The sequence below is a fragment of the Enterobacter sp. JH25 genome (genome assembly GCF_021725435.1).
Taxonomy (GTDB): Bacteria; Pseudomonadota; Gammaproteobacteria; order Enterobacterales; family Enterobacteriaceae; genus Enterobacter; species Enterobacter intestinihominis.
The window spans coordinates 253,362-272,800 of the sequence record NZ_CP091319.1 but is presented as its reverse complement, the minus strand read 5'-3'; the positions used below and the strand labels follow the sequence as shown (position 1 = coordinate 272,800).

Genomic DNA, 19,439 nt, shown 5'->3' with positions numbered 1-19,439 from the left:
TACCCAGAAACGGGCTTAATGTCGAGTCTGCAAGCGAAAGGTGAGAAAGTTTCAAGGAGGGAAAGCATGTAGGGCGGGTAAGGTGGGGCCACCACCCGACTTTTCAGAACGCACAAAGCAAAAAACCCCGCACCTTCCGGTACGGGGTTCTTTCTGTTTGATGCCTGGCAGTTCCCTACTCTCACATGGGGAGACCCCACACTACCATCGGCGCTACGGCGTTTCACTTCTGAGTTCGGCATGGGGTCAGGTGGGACCACCGCGCTAAAGCCGCCAGGCAAATTCTGTTAATCTGTATCAGGCTGAAAATCGTGTCTGTCTCTTCGCCGAAACAGCTTCGGCGTTGTAAGGTTAAGCCTCACGGTTCATTAGTATCGGTTAGCTCAACGCATCGCTGCGCTTACACACCCGACCTATCAACGTCGTCGTCTTCAACGTTCCTTCAGGAGACTTAAAGTCTCAGGGAGAACTCATCTCGGGGCAAGTTTCGTGCTTAGATGCTTTCAGCACTTATCTCTTCCGCATTTAGCTACCGGGCAGTGCCATTGGCATGACAACCCGAACACCAGTGATGCGTCCACTCCGGTCCTCTCGTACTAGGAGCAGCCCCCCTCAATTCTCCAGCGCCCACGGCAGATAGGGACCGAACTGTCTCACGACGTTCTAAACCCAGCTCGCGTACCACTTTAAATGGCGAACAGCCATACCCTTGGGACCTACTTCAGCCCCAGGATGTGATGAGCCGACATCGAGGTGCCAAACACCGCCGTCGATATGAACTCTTGGGCGGTATCAGCCTGTTATCCCCGGAGTACCTTTTATCCGTTGAGCGATGGCCCTTCCATTCAGAACCACCGGATCACTATGACCTGCTTTCGCACCTGCTCGCGCCGTCACGCTCGCAGTCAAGCTGGCTTATGCCATTGCACTAACCTCCTGATGTCCGACCAGGATTAGCCAACCTTCGTGCTCCTCCGTTACTCTTTGGGAGGAGACCGCCCCAGTCAAACTACCCACCAGACACTGTCCGCAACCCGGATTACGGGTCTACGTTAGAACACCAGCCATTAAAGGGTGGTATTTCAAGGTTGGCTCCACGCAGACTGGCGTCCACGCTTCAAAGCCTCCCACCTATCCTACACATCAAGGACCAGTGTTCAGTGTCAAGCTATAGTAAAGGTTCACGGGGTCTTTCCGTCTTGCCGCGGGTACACTGCATCTTCACAGCGAGTTCAATTTCACTGAGTCTCGGGTGGAGACAGCCTGGCCATCATTACGCCATTCGTGCAGGTCGGAACTTACCCGACAAGGAATTTCGCTACCTTAGGACCGTTATAGTTACGGCCGCCGTTTACCGGGGCTTCGATCAAGAGCTTCGCGTTGCCGCTAACCCCATCAATTAACCTTCCGGCACCGGGCAGGCGTCACACCGTATACGTCCACTTTCGTGTTTGCACAGTGCTGTGTTTTTAATAAACAGTTGCAGCCAGCTGGTATCTTCGACTGATTTCAGCTCCGTCCGCAGGGACTTCACCTACATATCAGCGTGCCTTCTCCCGAAGTTACGGCACCATTTTGCCTAGTTCCTTCACCCGAGTTCTCTCAAGCGCCTTGGTATTCTCTACCTGACCACCTGTGTCGGTTTGGGGTACGATTTCGTGTTACCTGATGCTTAGAGGCTTTTCCTGGAAGCAGGGCATTTATCACTTCAGCACCGTAGTGCCTCGTCATCACACCTCAGCGTTAATAAGGTACCGGATTTACCTGGAACCTCCGCCTACATGCTTAAACCGGGACAACCGTCGCCCGGCTGACATAGCCTTCTCCGTCCCCCCTTCGCAGTAACACCAAGTACAGGAATATTAACCTGTTTCCCATCGACTACGCCTTTCGGCCTCGCCTTAGGGGTCGACTCACCCTGCCCCGATTAACGTTGGACAGGAACCCTTGGTCTTCCGGCGAGCGGGCTTTTCACCCGCTTTATCGTTACTTATGTCAGCATTCGCACTTCTGATACCTCCAGCATGCCTCACAGCACACCTTCAACGGCTTACAGAACGCTCCCCTACCCAACAACGCCTAAGCGTCGCTGCCGCAGCTTCGGTGCATGGTTTAGCCCCGTTACATCTTCCGCGCAGGCCGACTCGACCAGTGAGCTATTACGCTTTCTTTAAATGATGGCTGCTTCTAAGCCAACATCCTGGCTGTCTGTGCCTTCCCACATCGTTTCCCACTTAACCATGACTTTGGGACCTTAGCTGGCGGTCTGGGTTGTTTCCCTCTTCACGACGGACGTTAGCACCCGCCGTGTGTCTCCCGTGATAACATTCTTCGGTATTCGTAGTTTGCATCGGGTTGGTAAGCCGGGATGGCCCCCTAGCCGAAACAGTGCTCTACCCCCGAAGATGAGTTCACGAGGCGCTACCTAAATAGCTTTCGGGGAGAACCAGCTATCTCCCGGTTTGATTGGCCTTTCACCCCCAGCCACAGGTCATCCGCTAATTTTTCAACATTAGTCGGTTCGGTCCTCCAGTTAGTGTTACCCAACCTTCAACCTGCCCATGGCTAGATCACCGGGTTTCGGGTCTATACCCTGCAACTTAACGCCCAGTTAAGACTCGGTTTCCCTTCGGCTCCCCTATACGGTTAACCTTGCTACAGAATATAAGTCGCTGACCCATTATACAAAAGGTACGCAGTCACCCCATAAAGAGGCTCCCACTGCTTGTACGTACACGGTTTCAGGTTCTTTTTCACTCCCCTCGCCGGGGTTCTTTTCGCCTTTCCCTCACGGTACTGGTTCACTATCGGTCAGTCAGGAGTATTTAGCCTTGGAGGATGGTCCCCCCATATTCAGACAGGATACCACGTGTCCCGCCCTACTCTTCGAGTTCACAGCAAGTGTGCTTTCGTGTACGGGACTATCACCCTGTACCGTCGGACTTTCCAGACCGTTCCACTAACACACAAGCTGATTCAGACTCCGGGCTGCTCCCCGTTCGCTCGCCGCTACTGGGGGAATCTCGGTTGATTTCTTTTCCTCGGGGTACTTAGATGTTTCAGTTCCCCCGGTTCGCCTCGTTAACCTATGTATTCAGTTAACGATAGTGCAACGGATTGCACTGGGTTTCCCCATTCGGACATCGCCGGGTCAAAGGTTCATATCACCTCGCCGGCGCTTTTCGCAGATTAGCACGTCCTTCATCGCCTCTGACTGCCAGGGCATCCACCGTGTACGCTTAGTCGCTTAACCTCACAACCCGAAGATGTTTCACTTCCGATTGCGAAAATTTGAGAGACTCGAACACACCATTAAAGATGTGTCGTTTCAATTTTCAGCTTGATCCAGATTTTTAAAGAGCAAATATCTCAAACATGACTCGCAAGTCAGTTTTGAGATATGACGGCAGGTGACTTTCACTCACGAACCAGCAAGTGGCGTCCCCTAGGGGATTCGAACCCCTGTTACCGCCGTGAAAGGGCGGTGTCCTGGGCCTCTAGACGAAGGGGACGTACAGTCTCAATCGCAAGACGCCTTGCTATTTACTTTTCATCAGACAATCTGTGTGAGCACTGCAAAGGCAGGTTCTTTAAGGTAAGGAGGTGATCCAACCGCAGGTTCCCCTACGGTTACCTTGTTACGACTTCACCCCAGTCATGAATCACAAAGTGGTAAGCGCCCTCCCGAAGGTTAAGCTACCTACTTCTTTTGCAACCCACTCCCATGGTGTGACGGGCGGTGTGTACAAGGCCCGGGAACGTATTCACCGTGGCATTCTGATCCACGATTACTAGCGATTCCGACTTCATGGAGTCGAGTTGCAGACTCCAATCCGGACTACGACGCACTTTATGAGGTCCGCTTGCTCTCGCGAGGTCGCTTCTCTTTGTATGCGCCATTGTAGCACGTGTGTAGCCCTACTCGTAAGGGCCATGATGACTTGACGTCATCCCCACCTTCCTCCAGTTTATCACTGGCAGTCTCCTTTGAGTTCCCGGCCTAACCGCTGGCAACAAAGGATAAGGGTTGCGCTCGTTGCGGGACTTAACCCAACATTTCACAACACGAGCTGACGACAGCCATGCAGCACCTGTCTCAGAGTTCCCGAAGGCACCAAAGCATCTCTGCTAAGTTCTCTGGATGTCAAGAGTAGGTAAGGTTCTTCGCGTTGCATCGAATTAAACCACATGCTCCACCGCTTGTGCGGGCCCCCGTCAATTCATTTGAGTTTTAACCTTGCGGCCGTACTCCCCAGGCGGTCGACTTAACGCGTTAGCTCCGGAAGCCACGCCTCAAGGGCACAACCTCCAAGTCGACATCGTTTACGGCGTGGACTACCAGGGTATCTAATCCTGTTTGCTCCCCACGCTTTCGCACCTGAGCGTCAGTCTTTGTCCAGGGGGCCGCCTTCGCCACCGGTATTCCTCCAGATCTCTACGCATTTCACCGCTACACCTGGAATTCTACCCCCCTCTACAAGACTCTAGCCTGCCAGTTTCGAATGCAGTTCCCAGGTTGAGCCCGGGGATTTCACATCCGACTTGACAGACCGCCTGCGTGCGCTTTACGCCCAGTAATTCCGATTAACGCTTGCACCCTCCGTATTACCGCGGCTGCTGGCACGGAGTTAGCCGGTGCTTCTTCTGCGGGTAACGTCAATCGACAGGGTTATTAACCCTGTCGCCTTCCTCCCCGCTGAAAGTACTTTACAACCCGAAGGCCTTCTTCATACACGCGGCATGGCTGCATCAGGCTTGCGCCCATTGTGCAATATTCCCCACTGCTGCCTCCCGTAGGAGTCTGGACCGTGTCTCAGTTCCAGTGTGGCTGGTCATCCTCTCAGACCAGCTAGGGATCGTCGCCTAGGTGAGCCGTTACCCCACCTACTAGCTAATCCCATCTGGGCACATCCGATGGCAAGAGGCCCGAAGGTCCCCCTCTTTGGTCTTGCGACGTTATGCGGTATTAGCTACCGTTTCCAGTAGTTATCCCCCTCCATCAGGCAGTTTCCCAGACATTACTCACCCGTCCGCCACTCGTCAGCAAAGCAGCAAGCTGCTTCCTGTTACCGTTCGACTTGCATGTGTTAGGCCTGCCGCCAGCGTTCAATCTGAGCCATGATCAAACTCTTCAATTTAAAAGTTTGATGCTCAATGAATTAAACTTCGTAATGAATTACGTGTTCACTCGTTGAGACTTGGTATTCATTTAGTGTCCGAAGACATTAAGAATCCATGTCACTTTGAGTGCCCACACAGATTGTCTGATAAATTGTTAAAGAGCAGTTGCGACGCGCTTCAGCGCTCTGTCGCGAGGTGGCGTATATTACGCTTTCCTCTTTCAGAGTCAACCCGTTATTTCAGGATTTTTTCTCTTCAACCGACCGGGTTGTCTGTGAAGTGATTCACATCCGCCGTGTCGATGGAGGCGCATTATAGGGAGTTCTCCGCAGGCCGCAACCGCTAAATGACAGAAAAATGACTGACTGCTGCATTCCCCAGCAAAACCCCGCCTTATACCCTTTTACGCACAGAGTTATCCACAGCGCTTCGAAAAAGTGAAAATATGCGAGCGTTGCGCAAACGTTTTCGTTAAAATGCTCGCGCTTAACAAGGAGGCCTCGTCAGGTGTGTTAGATGAGTTTTTCGCTGGAAAATTCATCTAACGCTCTCTGTAATCGTGAAATCCAGGGGATTTACCATGCAACAACGTCGTCCAGTCCGCCGCGCTCTGCTCAGTGTTTCTGATAAAGCCGGTATCATCGAATTCGCTCAGGCACTTTCCGCACGCGGTGTGGAGCTGCTTTCTACAGGCGGTACCGCTCGCCTGTTAGCAGAGAAAGGTCTGCCGGTAACCGAAGTGTCCGACTACACCGGTTTCCCGGAAATGATGGATGGACGCGTCAAAACCCTGCACCCGAAAGTGCACGGCGGCATTCTGGGTCGTCGCGGTCAGGACGACGGCATTATGGAGCAGCACAATATTGCCCCCATCGACATGGTTGTCGTTAACCTCTATCCCTTCGCCCAGACCGTCGCCCGCGAAGGCTGTTCTCTGGAAGATGCCGTAGAGAACATTGATATTGGCGGCCCCACCATGGTGCGCTCCGCAGCCAAGAACCATAAAGATGTGGCCATCGTGGTGAAGAGCAGCGACTACAGCGCCATTATTAATGAGATGGACGCCAACGAAGGGTCCCTGACGCTTGATACGCGTTTCGACCTCGCCATCAAAGCCTTCGAACACACCGCCGCGTACGACAGCATGATCGCCAACTACTTCGGTAGCCTGGTTCCTGCCTACCACGGTGAAAGCAAAGATCCATCTGGTCGCTTCCCGCGCACCCTGAACCTGAACTTCATTAAGAAGCAGGATATGCGCTACGGCGAGAACAGCCACCAGCAGGCAGCCTTCTATATAGAAGAAGAGGTGAAAGAAGCCTCTGTTGCGACTGCTCAGCAGGTACAGGGCAAAGCCCTCTCTTATAACAACATTGCTGATACCGACGCCGCGCTGGAATGCGTGAAAGAGTTCAGCGAGCCGGCCTGCGTTATCGTCAAGCACGCCAACCCATGCGGCGTCGCAGTAAGCACCTCCATTATGGATGCCTACGATCGCGCCTACAAAACCGACCCGACCTCCGCGTTCGGCGGCATTATCGCCTTCAACCGCGAGCTGGATGCGGAAACCGCGCAGGCCATCATCTCCCGTCAGTTTGTCGAAGTGATCATCGCGCCATCCGCATCCGAAGAAGCGCTGAAAATCACCGCGGCGAAACAGAACGTGCGCGTGCTGGTTTGCGGTCAGTGGGCGGAACGCGTGCCGGGCCTGGACTTCAAGCGCGTGAACGGCGGTCTGCTGGTTCAGGATCGCGATTTGGGTATGGTGACAGAAGCCGACCTGCGCGTGGTGACCAAACGTCAGCCGACCGAACAGGAGCTGCGCGACGCGCTGTTCTGCTGGAAAGTGGCGAAGTTCGTGAAGTCTAACGCCATTGTTTACGCCAAAGAGAACATGACCATCGGGATAGGCGCAGGCCAGATGAGCCGCGTTTACTCTGCGAAAATCGCGGGTATTAAAGCAGGTGACGAAGGTCTGGAAGTCAAAGGTTCCGCCATGGCCTCTGACGCCTTCTTCCCGTTCCGCGACGGTATCGATGCGGCCGCTGCTGTGGGCATCACCTGTGTGATCCAGCCTGGCGGTTCAATCCGTGATGACGAAGTGATTGCCGCTGCCGACGAACACGGCATCGCAATGATCTTTACCGACATGCGCCACTTCCGCCATTAATTTCCGGAGCAGAAAATGAAAGTATTAGTGATTGGTAATGGCGGGCGCGAGCACGCTTTGGCGTGGAAAGCAGCGCAGTCTCCGCAGGTTGAAACCGTCTTTGTGGCACCGGGTAACGCCGGTACCGCACTGGAGCCCGCGCTACAGAACGTCGCCATCGGCGTAACCGATATCCCGGCGCTGCTGAGCTTTGCCCGGAACGAGAATATCGATCTGACGATTGTGGGCCCGGAAGCGCCGCTGGTGATCGGCGTTGTAGATGCCTTCCGCGCCGCGGGCCTGAAAATTTTCGGCCCAACGGAAGGTGCCGCACAGCTGGAAGGTTCAAAAGCCTTCACCAAAGATTTCCTCGCGCGTCATAACATCCCGACGGCGGAATATCAGAACTTCACCGAGGTAGAGCCTGCTCTGGCTTACCTGCGTGAAAAAGGCGCGCCGATTGTGATTAAAGCCGACGGTCTGGCTGCCGGGAAAGGCGTTATCGTGGCGATGACCCTTGAAGAAGCGGAAGCCGCTGTGCAGGATATGCTGGCGGGTAACGCCTTTGGCGATGCGGGCCACCGCATCGTGATTGAAGAGTTCCTCGACGGCGAAGAAGCGAGCTTTATCGTGATGGTTGACGGCGAGCACGTCCTGCCGATGGCCACCAGCCAGGATCACAAGCGCGTAGGCAATGCCGACACGGGTCCAAACACCGGCGGGATGGGTGCTTACTCCCCTGCTCCAGTGGTCACTGACGAAGTACACCAGCGCACCATGGACCGCATCATCTGGCCAACCGTAAAAGGGATGGCGGCGGAAGGCAATACCTACACCGGTTTCCTCTACGCAGGCCTGATGATCGACAAGCAGGGTAACCCGAAGGTGATTGAATTCAACTGCCGCTTCGGCGATCCGGAAACTCAGCCGATCATGCTGCGCATGAAGTCCGATCTGGTTGATCTGTGTCTGGCGGCGTGCGAAGGCAAGCTGAATGAGAAAACTTCCGAGTGGGACGAGCGTGCCTCTTTAGGTGTGGTGATTGCTGCGGGTGGCTATCCGGGTAGCTACAATACCGGGGATGAGATCCACGGCCTGCCGCTGGAAGAGATTGACGGTGCGAAGGTGTTCCACGCCGGTACAAAGCTCTCTGACGATGACCGCGTGCTCACTAATGGTGGACGCGTGCTGTGTGCGACCGCGCTGGGTCATACCGTGGCAGAGGCGCAGAAGCGCGCCTATGCGTTGATGGCGGATATTCACTGGAACGGCAGCTTCAGCCGCCAGGATATCGGCTATCGTGCCATTGCGCGGGAGCAGGGAGAGTAATTTCACACCCTCACCCTAACCCTCTCCCTCAAGGGAGAGGGGACTTAAATCAAAAACTCTTTTCTGTCGGCTGCCAGGTGCAGAAATCTTCGTTCGCCACCAGCAACAGCTGAGAGCCTTCCGGCGCTTCCAGCCATGCCACACTCACCTCCACAGATGAATGCCGCTGACGACGCTGAATGTGTTCGGTTGCCCAGGATTCAAGCTCAGGCTTCACTGTCTGCCCTTCGCAGGTGGTCACCGTGCCGTCGGCATGCCAGCGCCCCTGGCGCAGCACCACGCGGCCCTGACGCAGCGCATCGCTGGTCTGGCGAAGTTGTTCAGCACGGTAGCGGTAGAGGGCGACCTGATCGCTGGAAAGCTGCTGTTTCAGTCCACTGACCTCATGCTGCATAAAGCTCAGCTCGCCGTGGTCGTCAAAACGCACCTTCACGTGTTCGGGAGTCTTACTGTAGATATTCAGTTCAATGAGCGACAGCGCATCGCCCTGCCAGCGGTATTCTGCGGTCGAGGTATTGCCGTTATGCCACGGACTGAACGCGGTAAGCATATGCACTTCATCGCTGGAATCTTTGCGCCAGATCCTGACCGCACCCTGGTTGTCAGCGTAGCCGCTGGCGGTAAACGGGGGGAGTGAGGAATCATGACTACAGGCAGACAGCAACAGTACGCCTGCCAGCGCGAGCGGTCCACGCCAGAATGACAAAAGGGGCGTTGCCGCCCCTTCGTTAAAACTGTTCACTGCCACGCGTCTTACTTAACTGCGTCTTTCAGTGCTTTACCAGAAACAAATGCCGGCACGTTAGCTGCGGCGATTTTGATTTCTTTACCGGTCTGCGGGTTGCGGCCAGTACGCTCAGCGCGGTGGTTCACTTTGAAGGTACCGAAACCAACCAGTTGTACAGCATCGCCTTCTTTCAGAGACTCAGTAATAGCAGCCAGGGTAGATTCCAGAGCAGCTTTAGCCTGCACTTTAGACAGATCAGCCTTGTCCGCAATTACATCAATCAGTTGAGTCTTGTTCATAAGTTATCCTTTCAATGTGTTTATCGCTTGCTAAGCATCGAGTGCGACGAAAATGCCAAAAAAGCACTCTCCTGCATACACGCACCGATAGCCACTTTTTTTCGCCCCCCAAATGTAGACCAGACGGGGGGCGAAAGGGAAGAGTCGAGGAGTGACAAAACAGGCGTTAAATCACGTTTTGTTGTCTCATTGGTTAAAAATTATACCAATATTGCTCTCGCCGGCCTCGCGCAGGTCCGCGCGAAGCCCTTTGATCAGCTCAATATCACGTTCTTCACACTCCGCCAGCAGACGGAAAATTTCCCACTGAATATCCCATTCCTGTTCAACCGCCGGGTTAGCACGCAGCTCTTCGTCGGTCATTTCACGGCCTTCCTGGGTCATTTCCAGCATCGCGACGGTGGTGATGGATGCCTTACTGACTTCAATGGCGTGCTCCAGGGTTTCACCGCTCAGACGGGAGTGGATCAGCTCGCTCAACGCCACACAGGCATCGATAGCCGGGTAGACGCCATACAGGTCGTAATCGTCCGCCGCAGGAATTGCCTCTTCCAGCTTTTCAAGCTGAGAGTCGAAGTTTACCTTTGCGTCTTTGACCGTCAGCGTCTCCCAGATCAAATCCAGGATACGTCGATAAATCTGGCCTTCGCCAAACTCCGTTTGCTTACAGAACGCGGCATAGTTGGGGTACATGCGCTCGCACAGGCAAGCCATAAACGTCACGTGCTGCCAGCTTTCCAGCTTCTCAAGGCGCAGATGAATCGGGTTTTGTAACATGATGATGTCTCGAATCGAAAATTAGCCGCAGTTTACCTGAATCACGGCTGAATTTCCTGCCAACGAATGAATGCCGGACGTGAAGAGGCAACGGCGTCAGCCCAGCGGGTAGGCTCAGGTAAGCGGTAGCCCTTCATACAGCGTTGCACCCACGCCAGGGCGCTGTCCATGCTGACCCGATGCCCGGTTGCGATAAACAGCGGATTGCAGCGCGCTTTACTGCGCCAGACCCACGCCAGCTGCTCGCCTTTATGGATAAGCGGCGCCAGCGCGCCCGGTTCGGCAGAGAGCGGCTCAAACGCGCCGCACAGGCGTTTTTTCGCCACGCCGATGGTCGGCACGTCTACCAGCAGACCAAAGTGGCTGGCAACGCCCAGGCGACGCGGATGGGAGATGCCGTGCCCATCCACAAACAGCAGATCGGGTTTTTGCGAGAGTTGCTCCCACGCGGCCAGCAGCGCGGGATATTCGCGGAAGGAGAGAAAGCCGGGGATATAGGGCATGGTGGTGGCGATACGCGCCACCTTGTACTCCACCAGCTCCAGCGACGGGTATTTCAGCACCACCATCGCCGCTCGCGTTACTTCACCGCCTTGCTCAAACCCGACATCCGCCCCGCCAATGTATCGCGGAGGGTCCGTATCCAGACGATCCTCGCGGATCACCGATGAAGCCAGTTCGATTTGCTGAGCGCGTAGCGACGCGAGATCCATAACCACTCCTTACTTGTGATACTGGGCAGAAAGCCGATGCACCGCCTCCACAAATACGCCAGCGTGTTCTGGCGGTACATCCTGATGAATACCGTGACCGAGGTTGAAGACGTGGCCTTCGCCCTGGCCGAAACCAGACAGTATAGTCGACACTTCTTCTTCGATACGGGCAGGCTGCGCATAGAGCATGGAAGGGTCCATGTTGCCCTGGAGCGCCACTTTATCCCCCACGCGACGACGCGCATCGGCAATATCAGTGGTCCAGTCGAGGCCCAGCGCATCACAGCCGGTGGCCGCCATCGCTTCAAGCCACTGACCGCCGCCTTTCGTAAACAGCGTTACCGGCACGCGACGGCCTTCGTTTTCACGCAGCAGACCATCGACAATTTTGTGCATGTAGTACAGGGAGAACTGCTGATAATCACGCCCGGTCAGCACGCCGCCCCAGGTGTCGAAAATCATCACCGACTGCGCGCCCGCTTTAATCTGCGCGTTGAGATAGAGCGTGACGCTCTTCGCCAGCTTGTCGAGCAGGGCATGCAGGGCCTGCGGCTCTGCGTACATCATCTTTTTGATGACGGTAAAGGCTTTGCTGCTGCCACCTTCCACCATGTAGGTTGCCAGCGTCCACGGACTACCGGAGAAGCCAATCAGCGGCACGTCGCCTTTGAGCTCGCGGCGGATGGTGCGCACGGCGTTCATCACATAGCCCAGCTCGCCTTCCGGATCGGGGATCGGCAGCTTATCAACGTCGGCTTTGTTTTTGATCGGTGAGGTAAAACGCGGCCCCTCGCCGGTTTCGAAATAGAGCCCAAGGCCCATCGCGTCCGGAATGGTAAGAATGTCCGAAAAAAGAATGGCGGCATCGAGCGGGAAGCGGCGCAGCGGCTGGAGCGTCACCTCACAGGCCAGCTCGGCGTTTTTGCACAGCGACATAAAATCGCCCGCCTGCGCACGCGTGGCTTTGTACTCAGGCAGATAGCGTCCCGCCTGGCGCATCATCCACACCGGGGTGACATCAACGGGCTGGCGCAGCAGCGCACGCAGATAACGATCGTTCTTCAGTTCGGTCATTTTGCAGTTCCTTATTGCGTCAGTCCGTCAGTGTAACACTACTCATACTCGGCCCGACACATTGCCACGGTATCTTCTATCAGGCGACGCGCCACCGTTCCCGGCGGGGGCAGCAGCGGTAAATCGTCGTAGCGATACCAGTTCGCCTCCAGCAGCTCTTTCTGATCGATAACAATCTCGCCGCTGTCGTATTCCGCCATAAACGCGGTCATCAGGGACATCGGGAACGGCCACGGCTGCGACGTCACATAGCGCAGGTTTTTCACCTTAATGCCGCTCTCCTCCATCACCTCGCGCGCCACCGCCTGTTCCAGCGTTTCGCCGACTTCCACGAACCCGGCGAGGACGGTGTGAATGCCGTTGCGATGGCGGGTATGCTGCGCCAGCAGGATGGAATCATCACGGCGGATGGCGACAATGATGCACGGTGCGATTTGCGGGTAGTAACGTTCACGGCAGTGGCCGCAGAGCAGCGCCCATTCGGTTTTGCTCGGGTGCATGGTGTGGCCGCAGTAACCGCAGTATTTGTGCGAGCGGTAAAACTCCGCCAGCTGTACGCCGCGCCCCGCCAGCTGGAACAGGCCGACGTCCAGATCCAGCACCTGACGTACGGATCCCATATCCTGACGGCGCGCCTGTTGGATCAACCACACGGGATCGCCCTGCCACTCGCCGATCTTCAGCGCGGACTGGCCCACCAGATCGAACGTTTCCGCGGCACCGTAGGGCAACTCTCCTGAGGGTAGCCATAATTTTTGTTCGTGGCTGACGATCCACCAACCCAGATCTGATTTTTCAATAATACGATCCATATCTATTGCACTACCTTCGCTTCACTGACATGTTGTTAGCATTGTGGTTACATTTTGGATAAGCAGATCCCATTTTAAACCTTATGGAGTCGACCATGTTAAACCAGCTGGAAAGCCTGACTGAGCGCGTTGGAGGAAGTAACACCCTGGTGGATCGCTGGCTACATGTGCGCAAGCATCTCCTTGTGGCGTATTACAATCTGGTTGGTCTTAAGCCTGGCAAAGAATCCTTTATGCGACTCAATGAAAAAGCGCTGGACGACTTTTGTCAGAGCCTGGTCGACTACCTCTCCGACGGCCATTTCAACCTTTATGAACGCATTATCCGCGAAATGGAAGGGACAACGCCGTATTTAGCGGCCAGTAAACTCTGTCCGTTGCTTGAAGCCAACACCCAGCAGATCATGGACTACTACGATTCCACGCTGGAGAACGCTATCGATCACGATAACTATCTTGAGTTTCAGCAGGCGCTTTCCGACCTTGGCGAAGCACTGGAAGAGCGATTCACGCTGGAAGACAAGCTCATCGCCCTCGTGCTGGACAACAACCTGACTATCAGCTCCAGCGATAACGTTGCGCGCCCTGCTTGAGTTCTTAATCGTTAACGAGTAATTTACAACCATTCGCCCCTCTGCGGAGGGGGATTTTTCTTGTCGGAGTGCCCAGTGTGAAAGCACGGGCTGAGACCGTTAATTCGGGATCCGCGGAACCTGATCAGGTTAATACCTGCGAAGGGAACAAGAGTCACACTGCTGTTGTATCGCCTTCGGGCGATCTTCTCTTGCTTCATCCGTCGTCTGACAAGCCATGTCCTTCACATCTGGAATGAGCTATGTCTACAACAAAACTGACCCGCCGCGAACAGCGCGAACACGCACAACGCTTCATCGACACCCTGGAAGGCACCGCTTTCCCGAACTCAACGCGCATCTACATCACCGGTTCACAGGCCGATATCCGCGTGCCGATGCGCGAAATCCAGCTCAGCCCGACGCATATCGGCGGCAGCAAAGAGCACCCGCAGTTTGAAGACAACGAAGCCGTGCCGGTGTATGACACCTCCGGCCCGTACGGCGATCCTGATGTTGCTATCAACGTGCAGCAGGGTCTGGCAAAGCTTCGCCAGCCGTGGATTGATGCCCGTAACGACTGCGAAGAACTGAGCGTGCGCAGCTCGGCGTACACCAACGCGCGCCTGGCCGACGACGGTCTGGATGAGCTGCGCTTTACTGGCCTGCTGACGCCAAAACGCGCTAAAGCGGGCAAATGCGTAACCCAGTTGCACTACGCGCGACAGGGTATCGTCACGCCGGAGATGGAGTTCATCGCCATCCGCGAAAACATGGGCCGCGAGCGCATTCGCAGCGAAGTGCTGCGCCACCAGCATCCGGGTGAAGGGTTTGGCGCTCGCCTGCCGGAGAACATCACGCCGGAATTCGTGCGTGATGAAGTAGCCGCCGGGCGCGCGATTATTCCCGCCAACATCAACCACCCGGAATCCGAGCCGATGATTATCGGCCGCAACTTCCTGGTGAAGGTCAACGCCAACATCGGCAACTCTGCCGTCACCTCTTCCATCGAAGAAGAGGTGGAAAAGCTGGTCTGGTCAACGCGCTGGGGCGCGGACACGGTGATGGACCTCTCCACCGGCCGTTACATTCACGAAACCCGCGAATGGATCCTGCGTAACAGCCCGGTGCCGATTGGCACCGTCCCGATTTATCAGGCGCTGGAGAAGGTAAACGGTATCGCCGAAAACCTCACCTGGGAAGCGTTCCGCGACACGCTGCTGGAGCAGGCGGAACAGGGCGTGGACTACTTCACCATTCACGCGGGCGTGCTGCTGCGCTACGTGCCGATGACGGCGAAACGTCTGACCGGTATCGTCTCACGCGGCGGTTCGATTATGGCGAAATGGTGCCTTTCCCATCATCAGGAAAACTTCCTCTACGAGCACTTCCGCGAAATCTGCGAGATCTGCGCCGCTTATGACGTTTCTCTGTCGCTGGGCGACGGCCTGCGTCCTGGCTCCATCCGTGACGCGAACGACGAGGCGCAGTTTGCCGAGCTGCACACGCTGGGCGAGCTGACCAAAATCGCCTGGGAGTACGATGTGCAGGTGATGATTGAAGGCCCGGGCCATGTACCGATGCAGATGATCCGCCGCAACATGACCGAGGAGCTGGAGCACTGCCACGAAGCACCGTTCTACACCCTGGGGCCGTTGACCACCGATATTGCGCCGGGCTATGACCACTTCACTTCCGGGATCGGCGCGGCGATGATCGGCTGGTTCGGCTGCGCCATGCTCTGCTACGTGACGCCGAAAGAGCACCTCGGGCTGCCAAACAAAGAGGACGTGAAGCAGGGGCTGATCACCTACAAGATTGCCGCCCACGCGGCGGATCTGGCGAAAGGCCATCCGGGCGCGCAAATTCGCGACAACGCCATGTCCAAAGCGCGCTTTGAATTCCGCTGGGAAGACCAGTTCAACCTGGCGCTGGATCCGTTCACCGCCCGCGCCTACCACGACGAAACCCTGCCGCAGGAATCGGGCAAAGTCGCGCACTTCTGCTCCATGTGTGGGCCGAAGTTCTGCTCGATGAAAATCAGCCAGGAGGTGCGCGACTACGCCGCCGCGCAGACCATTGAAGTCGGCATGGCAGACATGTCCGAAACCTTCCGCGCCAAAGGCGGCGAAATCTACCTCAAAAAGGAGGAGGCGTAATGTACCAGCCCGATTTCCCACCTGTCCCCTTCCGCTTAGGGCTTTACCCGGTGGTGGACAGCGTGGCGTGGATAGAGCGCTTGCTGGAGGCAGGCGTTCGCACCCTCCAGCTGCGCATCAAGGATAAACGCGACGAAGAGGTGGAGGCCGACGTGGCCGCCGCTATCGCGCTGGGACGTCGCTACCACGCCCGCCTGTTTATCAACGACTACTGGCGGCTGGCGGTTAAACACCAGGCGTACGGCGTGCATCTGGGACAGGAAGATCTGGAAACGACCGATCTCAACGCAATCCGTGACGCCGGTCTGCGGCTGGGCGTTTCCACCCACGATGATATGGAGATCGACGTGGCGCTGGCGGCCCGCCCCTCCTACATCGCCCTCGGCCACGTTTTCCCGACGCAAACCAAACAGATGCCGTCTGCCCCACAGGGTTTGGCTCAGCTGGCAGCCCACGTTAAGCGCCTTGCCGATTACCCCACCGTCGCCATCGGCGGGATCAGCCTTGAACGTGCGCCCGCCGTGCTGGAAACCGGCGTCGGCAGTATCGCCGTCGTCAGCGCTATCACCCAGGCCGCAGACTGGCAGGCCGCCACCGCACGGCTTTTACAACTGGCAGGAGCAGGCGATGAAAGATCGTGATTTTATGCGCTACAGCCGCCAGATCCTGCTGGAGGATATCGCCATTGACGGGCAGCAAAAGCTGCTCGCCAGCCGGGTACTGATTGTCGGTTTGGGTGGCTTGGGCGCGCCCGCCGCGCTGTATCTGGCCGGCGCGGGAGTGGGAACGCTGGTACTGGCCGATGACGATGAGGTACACCTCAGCAACCTGCAACGGCAAATCCTCTTCACGACAGAAGATGTTAACCAGCCTAAAGCACAGGTTACGCGCAAGCGGCTGAACCAGCTTAACCCCGATATTGAACTGGTGGCGCTCCAGACGCGGCTGAGCGGAGAAGATCTGCAACGCGAAGTTGCCCTTGCCGACGTGGTGCTGGACTGCACGGACAATATGGCGACGCGTCAGGCCATTAATGCGGCCTGTGTTGCACAGAACACGCCGCTGATCACCGCCAGCGCGGTCGGTTTCGGCGGGCAGATAATGGTGCTTACGCCGCCGTGGGCGCAGGGCTGCTACCGCTGCCTGTGGCCGGACGAGGCTGAACCGGAGCGTAACTGCCGCACGGCTGGCATTCTTGGGCCGGTAGTGGGCGTGATGGGTACCCTTCAGGCGCTGGAAGCCATCAAGTTGCTCAGCGGCATGGAAACAGAGCACAACACGCTCCGGCTGTTCGACGCCCGTTCCAGCGGCTGGCGCCATCTGGCGTTAAACCGCGCCAACCGCTGCCCGGTATGCGGAGGCCGCGATGCGCATTCTGTTTAACGATGAGCCGATGACGTGCGACGACGATCTCACCGTTGCCGCCCTGCTCGACACGCTGCGCCAGCTGAAGCCGGGAACGGCGCTGGCGCTCAATCAACAAATCCTGCCGCGCGAGCGGTGGGAACATCAGCAGGTCAATGAAGGCGACCAGATCCTGCTGTTTCAGGTTATCGCAGGGGGCTGAGATGTTACGTATTGCCGACAAAGTCTTTGATTCACATCTGTTTACCGGAACCGGAAAATTCGCCTCCCCGCAGCTAATGGTGGATGCTATTCGTGAAAGCGGCAGCCAGCTGGTGACGCTGGCGATGAAGCGCGTGGATCTGCGTCAGCACAACGATGCCATACTTGCGCCGTTACTGGAGGCAGGCGTGACGCTCTTACCCAATACCTCCGGTGCGAAAACGGCCGAGGAAGCAATTTTCGCTGCGCATCTGGCCCGGGAAGCGCTCGGCACCTGCTGGCTGAAGCTGGAAATTCATCCGGACGCCCGCTGGCTGTTGCCCGATCCGATCGAAACCCTGAAAGCGGCAGAGACGCTGGTGCAGCAGGGATTCACCGTTCTACCCTACTGTGGTGCCGATCCCGTGCTGTGTAAGCGTCTGGAAGAGGCCGGCTGCGCGGCCGTGATGCCGTTAGGGGCGCCCATTGGCTCCAACCAGGGACTGGAGACCCGCGCGATGCTGGAGATCATCATCGAGCAGGCGACCGTGCCCGTGGTGGTGGATGCGGGCATCGGCGTACCCAGTCATGCCGCGCAGGCGCTGGAGATGGGGGCCGATGCGGTGCTGGTCAATACCGCGATTGCGGTGGCCGACGACCCGGTGATGATGGCGCGTGCGTTCCGCCTTGCCGTGGAGTCCGGTCTGCTGGCACGACAGTCCGGCCCCGGCTCGCGCAGCTTTCAGGCGCAGGCCACCAGCCCGCTGACCGGTTTTCTGGAGGCACTCTGATGGCTACCTTTACCGATCGCTGGCGTCAGCTTAACTGGGACGATATTGCCTTACGCATCAACAGTAAAACCTCTGCGGACGTAGAGCGGGCATTAACAGCCCGGCATGTGACCCGCGAGGATTTGATGGCCCTGCTTTCTCCGGCAGCCAGCGCATACCTTGAACCGATGGCGCAGCGCGCGCAACGCCTTACCCGCCAGCGCTTTGGCAACACGGTGAGCTTTTACGTGCCGCTTTATCTCTCTAATCTGTGCGCCAACGACTGCACCTACTGTGGCTTCTCAATGAGCAACCGCATTAAGCGTAAAACGCTGGATGAGCATGAGATCGCCCGCGAGTGTGCGGCTATTCGTGAGATGGGTTTTGAACATCTCTTACTGGTGACGGGTGAACATCAGGGCAAAGTGGGGATGGACTATTTTCGCCAGCATCTTCCGGCCATCCGCCGCGAATTTGCCTCATTGCAAATGGAAGTGCAGCCTCTGTCGCAAGAGGAATATGCGGAACTGAAAACCCTTGGGCTGGACGGCGTCATGGTCTATCAGGAAACCTACCACGAGGCGACCTATGCCCGGCATCACCTGAAAGGGAAGAAGCAGGATTTCATCTTCCGGCTGGAAACGCCGGACAGGCTGGGGCGCGCCGGTATCGATAAAATTGGGCTGGGCGCGCTTATCGGTCTGTCCGACAGCTGGCGGGTTGACTGCTATATGGTGGCAGAGCATCTGCTGTGGCTACAGCAGTACTACTGGCAAAGCCGCTATTCCATCTCATTCCCACGGCTGCGTCCGTGTACGGGAGGCATTGAACCCGCCTCGCTGATGGATGAGCGCCAGCTGGTGCAAACCCTGTGCGCATTTCGCCTGTTCGCGCCGGAAGTGGAATTGTCGCTCTCCACGCGTGAATCCCCCGCGTTTCGCGACCGCGCGATCCCTCTGGCGATCAACAACGTCAGCGCCTTTTCCAAAACGCAGCCGGGCGGTTACGCGGACGATCGCCCGGAACTGGAACAGTTTGCACCGCACGACGGACGACGGCCCGACGCGGTGGCGGAAGCCCTGACTGCACAGGGGCTACAGCCCGTGTGGAAAGACTGGGACAGCTGGCTGGGAAGAGCTTCGCATTTGCGCTGAAACCGCCTGCAACAATGCGGAAAGGTTACGAGACGGCTCGTAAGATCAACGCCGGGCGATTGAGGAGATCTGCCCGGTTTTATTAGGATTAACCACGTCAGCAACGGACGCTGACCAGGGTGAAAATGCTTCTTCCTCGTTTCGCCCTGCCCTCCGCCCCTTAAACAAAATTTCAATTGATAAAATAAATACGTCGTTTCTTATCTACTCTTAAGATAAATCAACCCGTCGGAAATCG

At 56.6% G+C, this 19,439-nt stretch carries 15 protein-coding genes, 1 tRNA gene, 3 rRNA genes and 1 riboswitch; of the genes, 9 read left to right on the top strand and 10 right to left on the bottom strand.

From position 1 onward, the window contains the following. Positions 1-162 precede the first annotated feature (162 nt). The 4 genes from rrf to L2Y28_RS01320 all read right to left on the bottom strand — a co-directional run bounded on the left by rrf (position 163) and on the right by L2Y28_RS01320 (position 5,138). Positions 163-278, bottom strand: a 5S ribosomal RNA gene (gene rrf, locus L2Y28_RS01335). Positions 279-347: 69 nt separating this feature from the next. Further along, positions 348-3,253 (bottom strand): 23S ribosomal RNA (locus L2Y28_RS01330). Positions 3,254-3,436: 183 nt separating this feature from the next. Further along, a tRNA-Glu gene (locus tag L2Y28_RS01325) sits at positions 3,437-3,512 on the bottom strand. 84 nt (positions 3,513-3,596) lie between these two features. Beyond that, positions 3,597-5,138 (bottom strand): 16S ribosomal RNA (locus L2Y28_RS01320). Together the 16S, 23S and 5S rRNA genes with 1 tRNA gene alongside form the textbook arrangement of a ribosomal RNA operon. 563 nt (positions 5,139-5,701) lie before the next feature. Between L2Y28_RS01320 and purH the strand changes: the two genes are divergently transcribed. Together purH and purD are read left to right on the top strand one after the other, a co-directional pair. Then, on the top strand, positions 5,702-7,291 hold the full coding sequence (gene purH, locus L2Y28_RS01315) for a bifunctional phosphoribosylaminoimidazolecarboxamide formyltransferase/IMP cyclohydrolase (protein WP_022646715.1): 1,590 nt from the start codon (positions 5,702-5,704) through the stop codon (positions 7,289-7,291). Between the two features lie 15 nt (positions 7,292-7,306). Then, positions 7,307-8,599 (top strand): phosphoribosylamine--glycine ligase, encoded by a 1,293-nt coding sequence (gene purD / locus L2Y28_RS01310; protein ID WP_022646714.1) that lies wholly within the window; start codon positions 7,307-7,309, stop codon positions 8,597-8,599. A 49-nt stretch (positions 8,600-8,648) separates the two neighbouring features. Here the strand turns inward: purD and L2Y28_RS01305 are convergent, their stop codons facing one another. The 6 genes from L2Y28_RS01305 to nudC form a co-directional block, all read right to left on the bottom strand. Further along, the gene (locus L2Y28_RS01305) at positions 8,649-9,341 is read right to left on the bottom strand and encodes a DUF1481 domain-containing protein (RefSeq protein ID WP_022646713.1); all 693 of its coding nucleotides are present in this window, start codon (positions 9,339-9,341) and stop codon (positions 8,649-8,651) included. Positions 9,342-9,352: 11 nt separating this feature from the next. After that, entirely contained in the window at positions 9,353-9,625 is a 273-nt protein-coding gene (gene hupA / locus L2Y28_RS01300) for a nucleoid-associated protein HU-alpha (RefSeq protein WP_002445246.1), read from the bottom strand. Between the two features lie 186 nt (positions 9,626-9,811). Next, positions 9,812-10,402: a YjaG family protein gene (locus L2Y28_RS01295; protein ID WP_022646712.1), complete on the bottom strand. Its 591-nt coding sequence runs from the start codon at positions 10,400-10,402 to the stop codon at positions 9,812-9,814. 41 nt (positions 10,403-10,443) lie between these two features. After that, positions 10,444-11,115, bottom strand: coding sequence for a deoxyribonuclease V (gene nfi, locus L2Y28_RS01290; RefSeq protein WP_003862312.1), 672 nt, complete (start codon positions 11,113-11,115; stop codon positions 10,444-10,446). A 9-nt stretch (positions 11,116-11,124) separates the two neighbouring features. Further along, entirely contained in the window at positions 11,125-12,189 is a 1,065-nt protein-coding gene (hemE, locus tag L2Y28_RS01285; protein ID WP_022646711.1) for a uroporphyrinogen decarboxylase, read from the bottom strand. A gap of 38 nt (positions 12,190-12,227) precedes the next feature. Beyond that, positions 12,228-13,001 carry an NAD(+) diphosphatase gene (gene nudC / locus L2Y28_RS01280; RefSeq protein ID WP_022646710.1) on the bottom strand — a complete coding sequence of 258 codons (774 nt, stop codon included), beginning with the start codon at positions 12,999-13,001 and terminating at the stop codon, positions 12,228-12,230. Positions 13,002-13,096: 95 nt separating this feature from the next. On the opposite strand from nudC, the gene L2Y28_RS01275 reads away from it, so the two are divergent. The 7 genes from L2Y28_RS01275 (at position 13,097) to thiH (ending at position 19,201) form a co-directional block, all read left to right on the top strand. Next, on the top strand, positions 13,097-13,594 hold the full coding sequence (locus L2Y28_RS01275) for an Rsd/AlgQ family anti-sigma factor (protein ID WP_022646709.1): 498 nt from the start codon (positions 13,097-13,099) through the stop codon (positions 13,592-13,594). Between the two features lie 54 nt (positions 13,595-13,648). Further along, positions 13,649-13,758, top strand: a riboswitch (TPP riboswitch). Positions 13,759-13,836: 78 nt separating this feature from the next. Then, a complete protein-coding gene (gene thiC / locus L2Y28_RS01270; protein ID WP_022646708.1) occupies positions 13,837-15,732 on the top strand; it encodes a phosphomethylpyrimidine synthase ThiC in 1,896 nt (631 codons plus the stop codon). Continuing rightward, positions 15,732-16,373 carry a thiamine phosphate synthase gene (gene thiE, locus L2Y28_RS01265; RefSeq protein ID WP_022646707.1) on the top strand — a complete coding sequence of 214 codons (642 nt, stop codon included), beginning with the start codon at positions 15,732-15,734 and terminating at the stop codon, positions 16,371-16,373. Before thiC ends, thiE begins: the two co-directional genes overlap by 1 nt. Beyond that, positions 16,360-17,115 (top strand): thiazole biosynthesis adenylyltransferase ThiF, encoded by a 756-nt coding sequence (thiF, locus tag L2Y28_RS01260; RefSeq protein WP_022646706.1) that lies wholly within the window; start codon positions 16,360-16,362, stop codon positions 17,113-17,115. The genes thiE and thiF overlap by 14 nt, the downstream gene beginning before the upstream one ends. Continuing rightward, positions 17,099-17,299, top strand: coding sequence for a sulfur carrier protein ThiS (gene thiS, locus L2Y28_RS01255; RefSeq protein WP_003862324.1), 201 nt, complete (start codon positions 17,099-17,101; stop codon positions 17,297-17,299). The genes thiF and thiS overlap by 17 nt, the downstream gene beginning before the upstream one ends. 1 nt (position 17,300) lies before the next feature. Next, positions 17,301-18,068 (top strand): thiazole synthase, encoded by a 768-nt coding sequence (thiG, locus tag L2Y28_RS01250; RefSeq protein ID WP_022646705.1) that lies wholly within the window; start codon positions 17,301-17,303, stop codon positions 18,066-18,068. Then, on the top strand, positions 18,068-19,201 hold the full coding sequence (gene thiH / locus L2Y28_RS01245) for a 2-iminoacetate synthase ThiH (protein WP_022646704.1): 1,134 nt from the start codon (positions 18,068-18,070) through the stop codon (positions 19,199-19,201). Before thiG ends, thiH begins: the two co-directional genes overlap by 1 nt. Positions 19,202-19,439 lie beyond the last annotated feature (238 nt).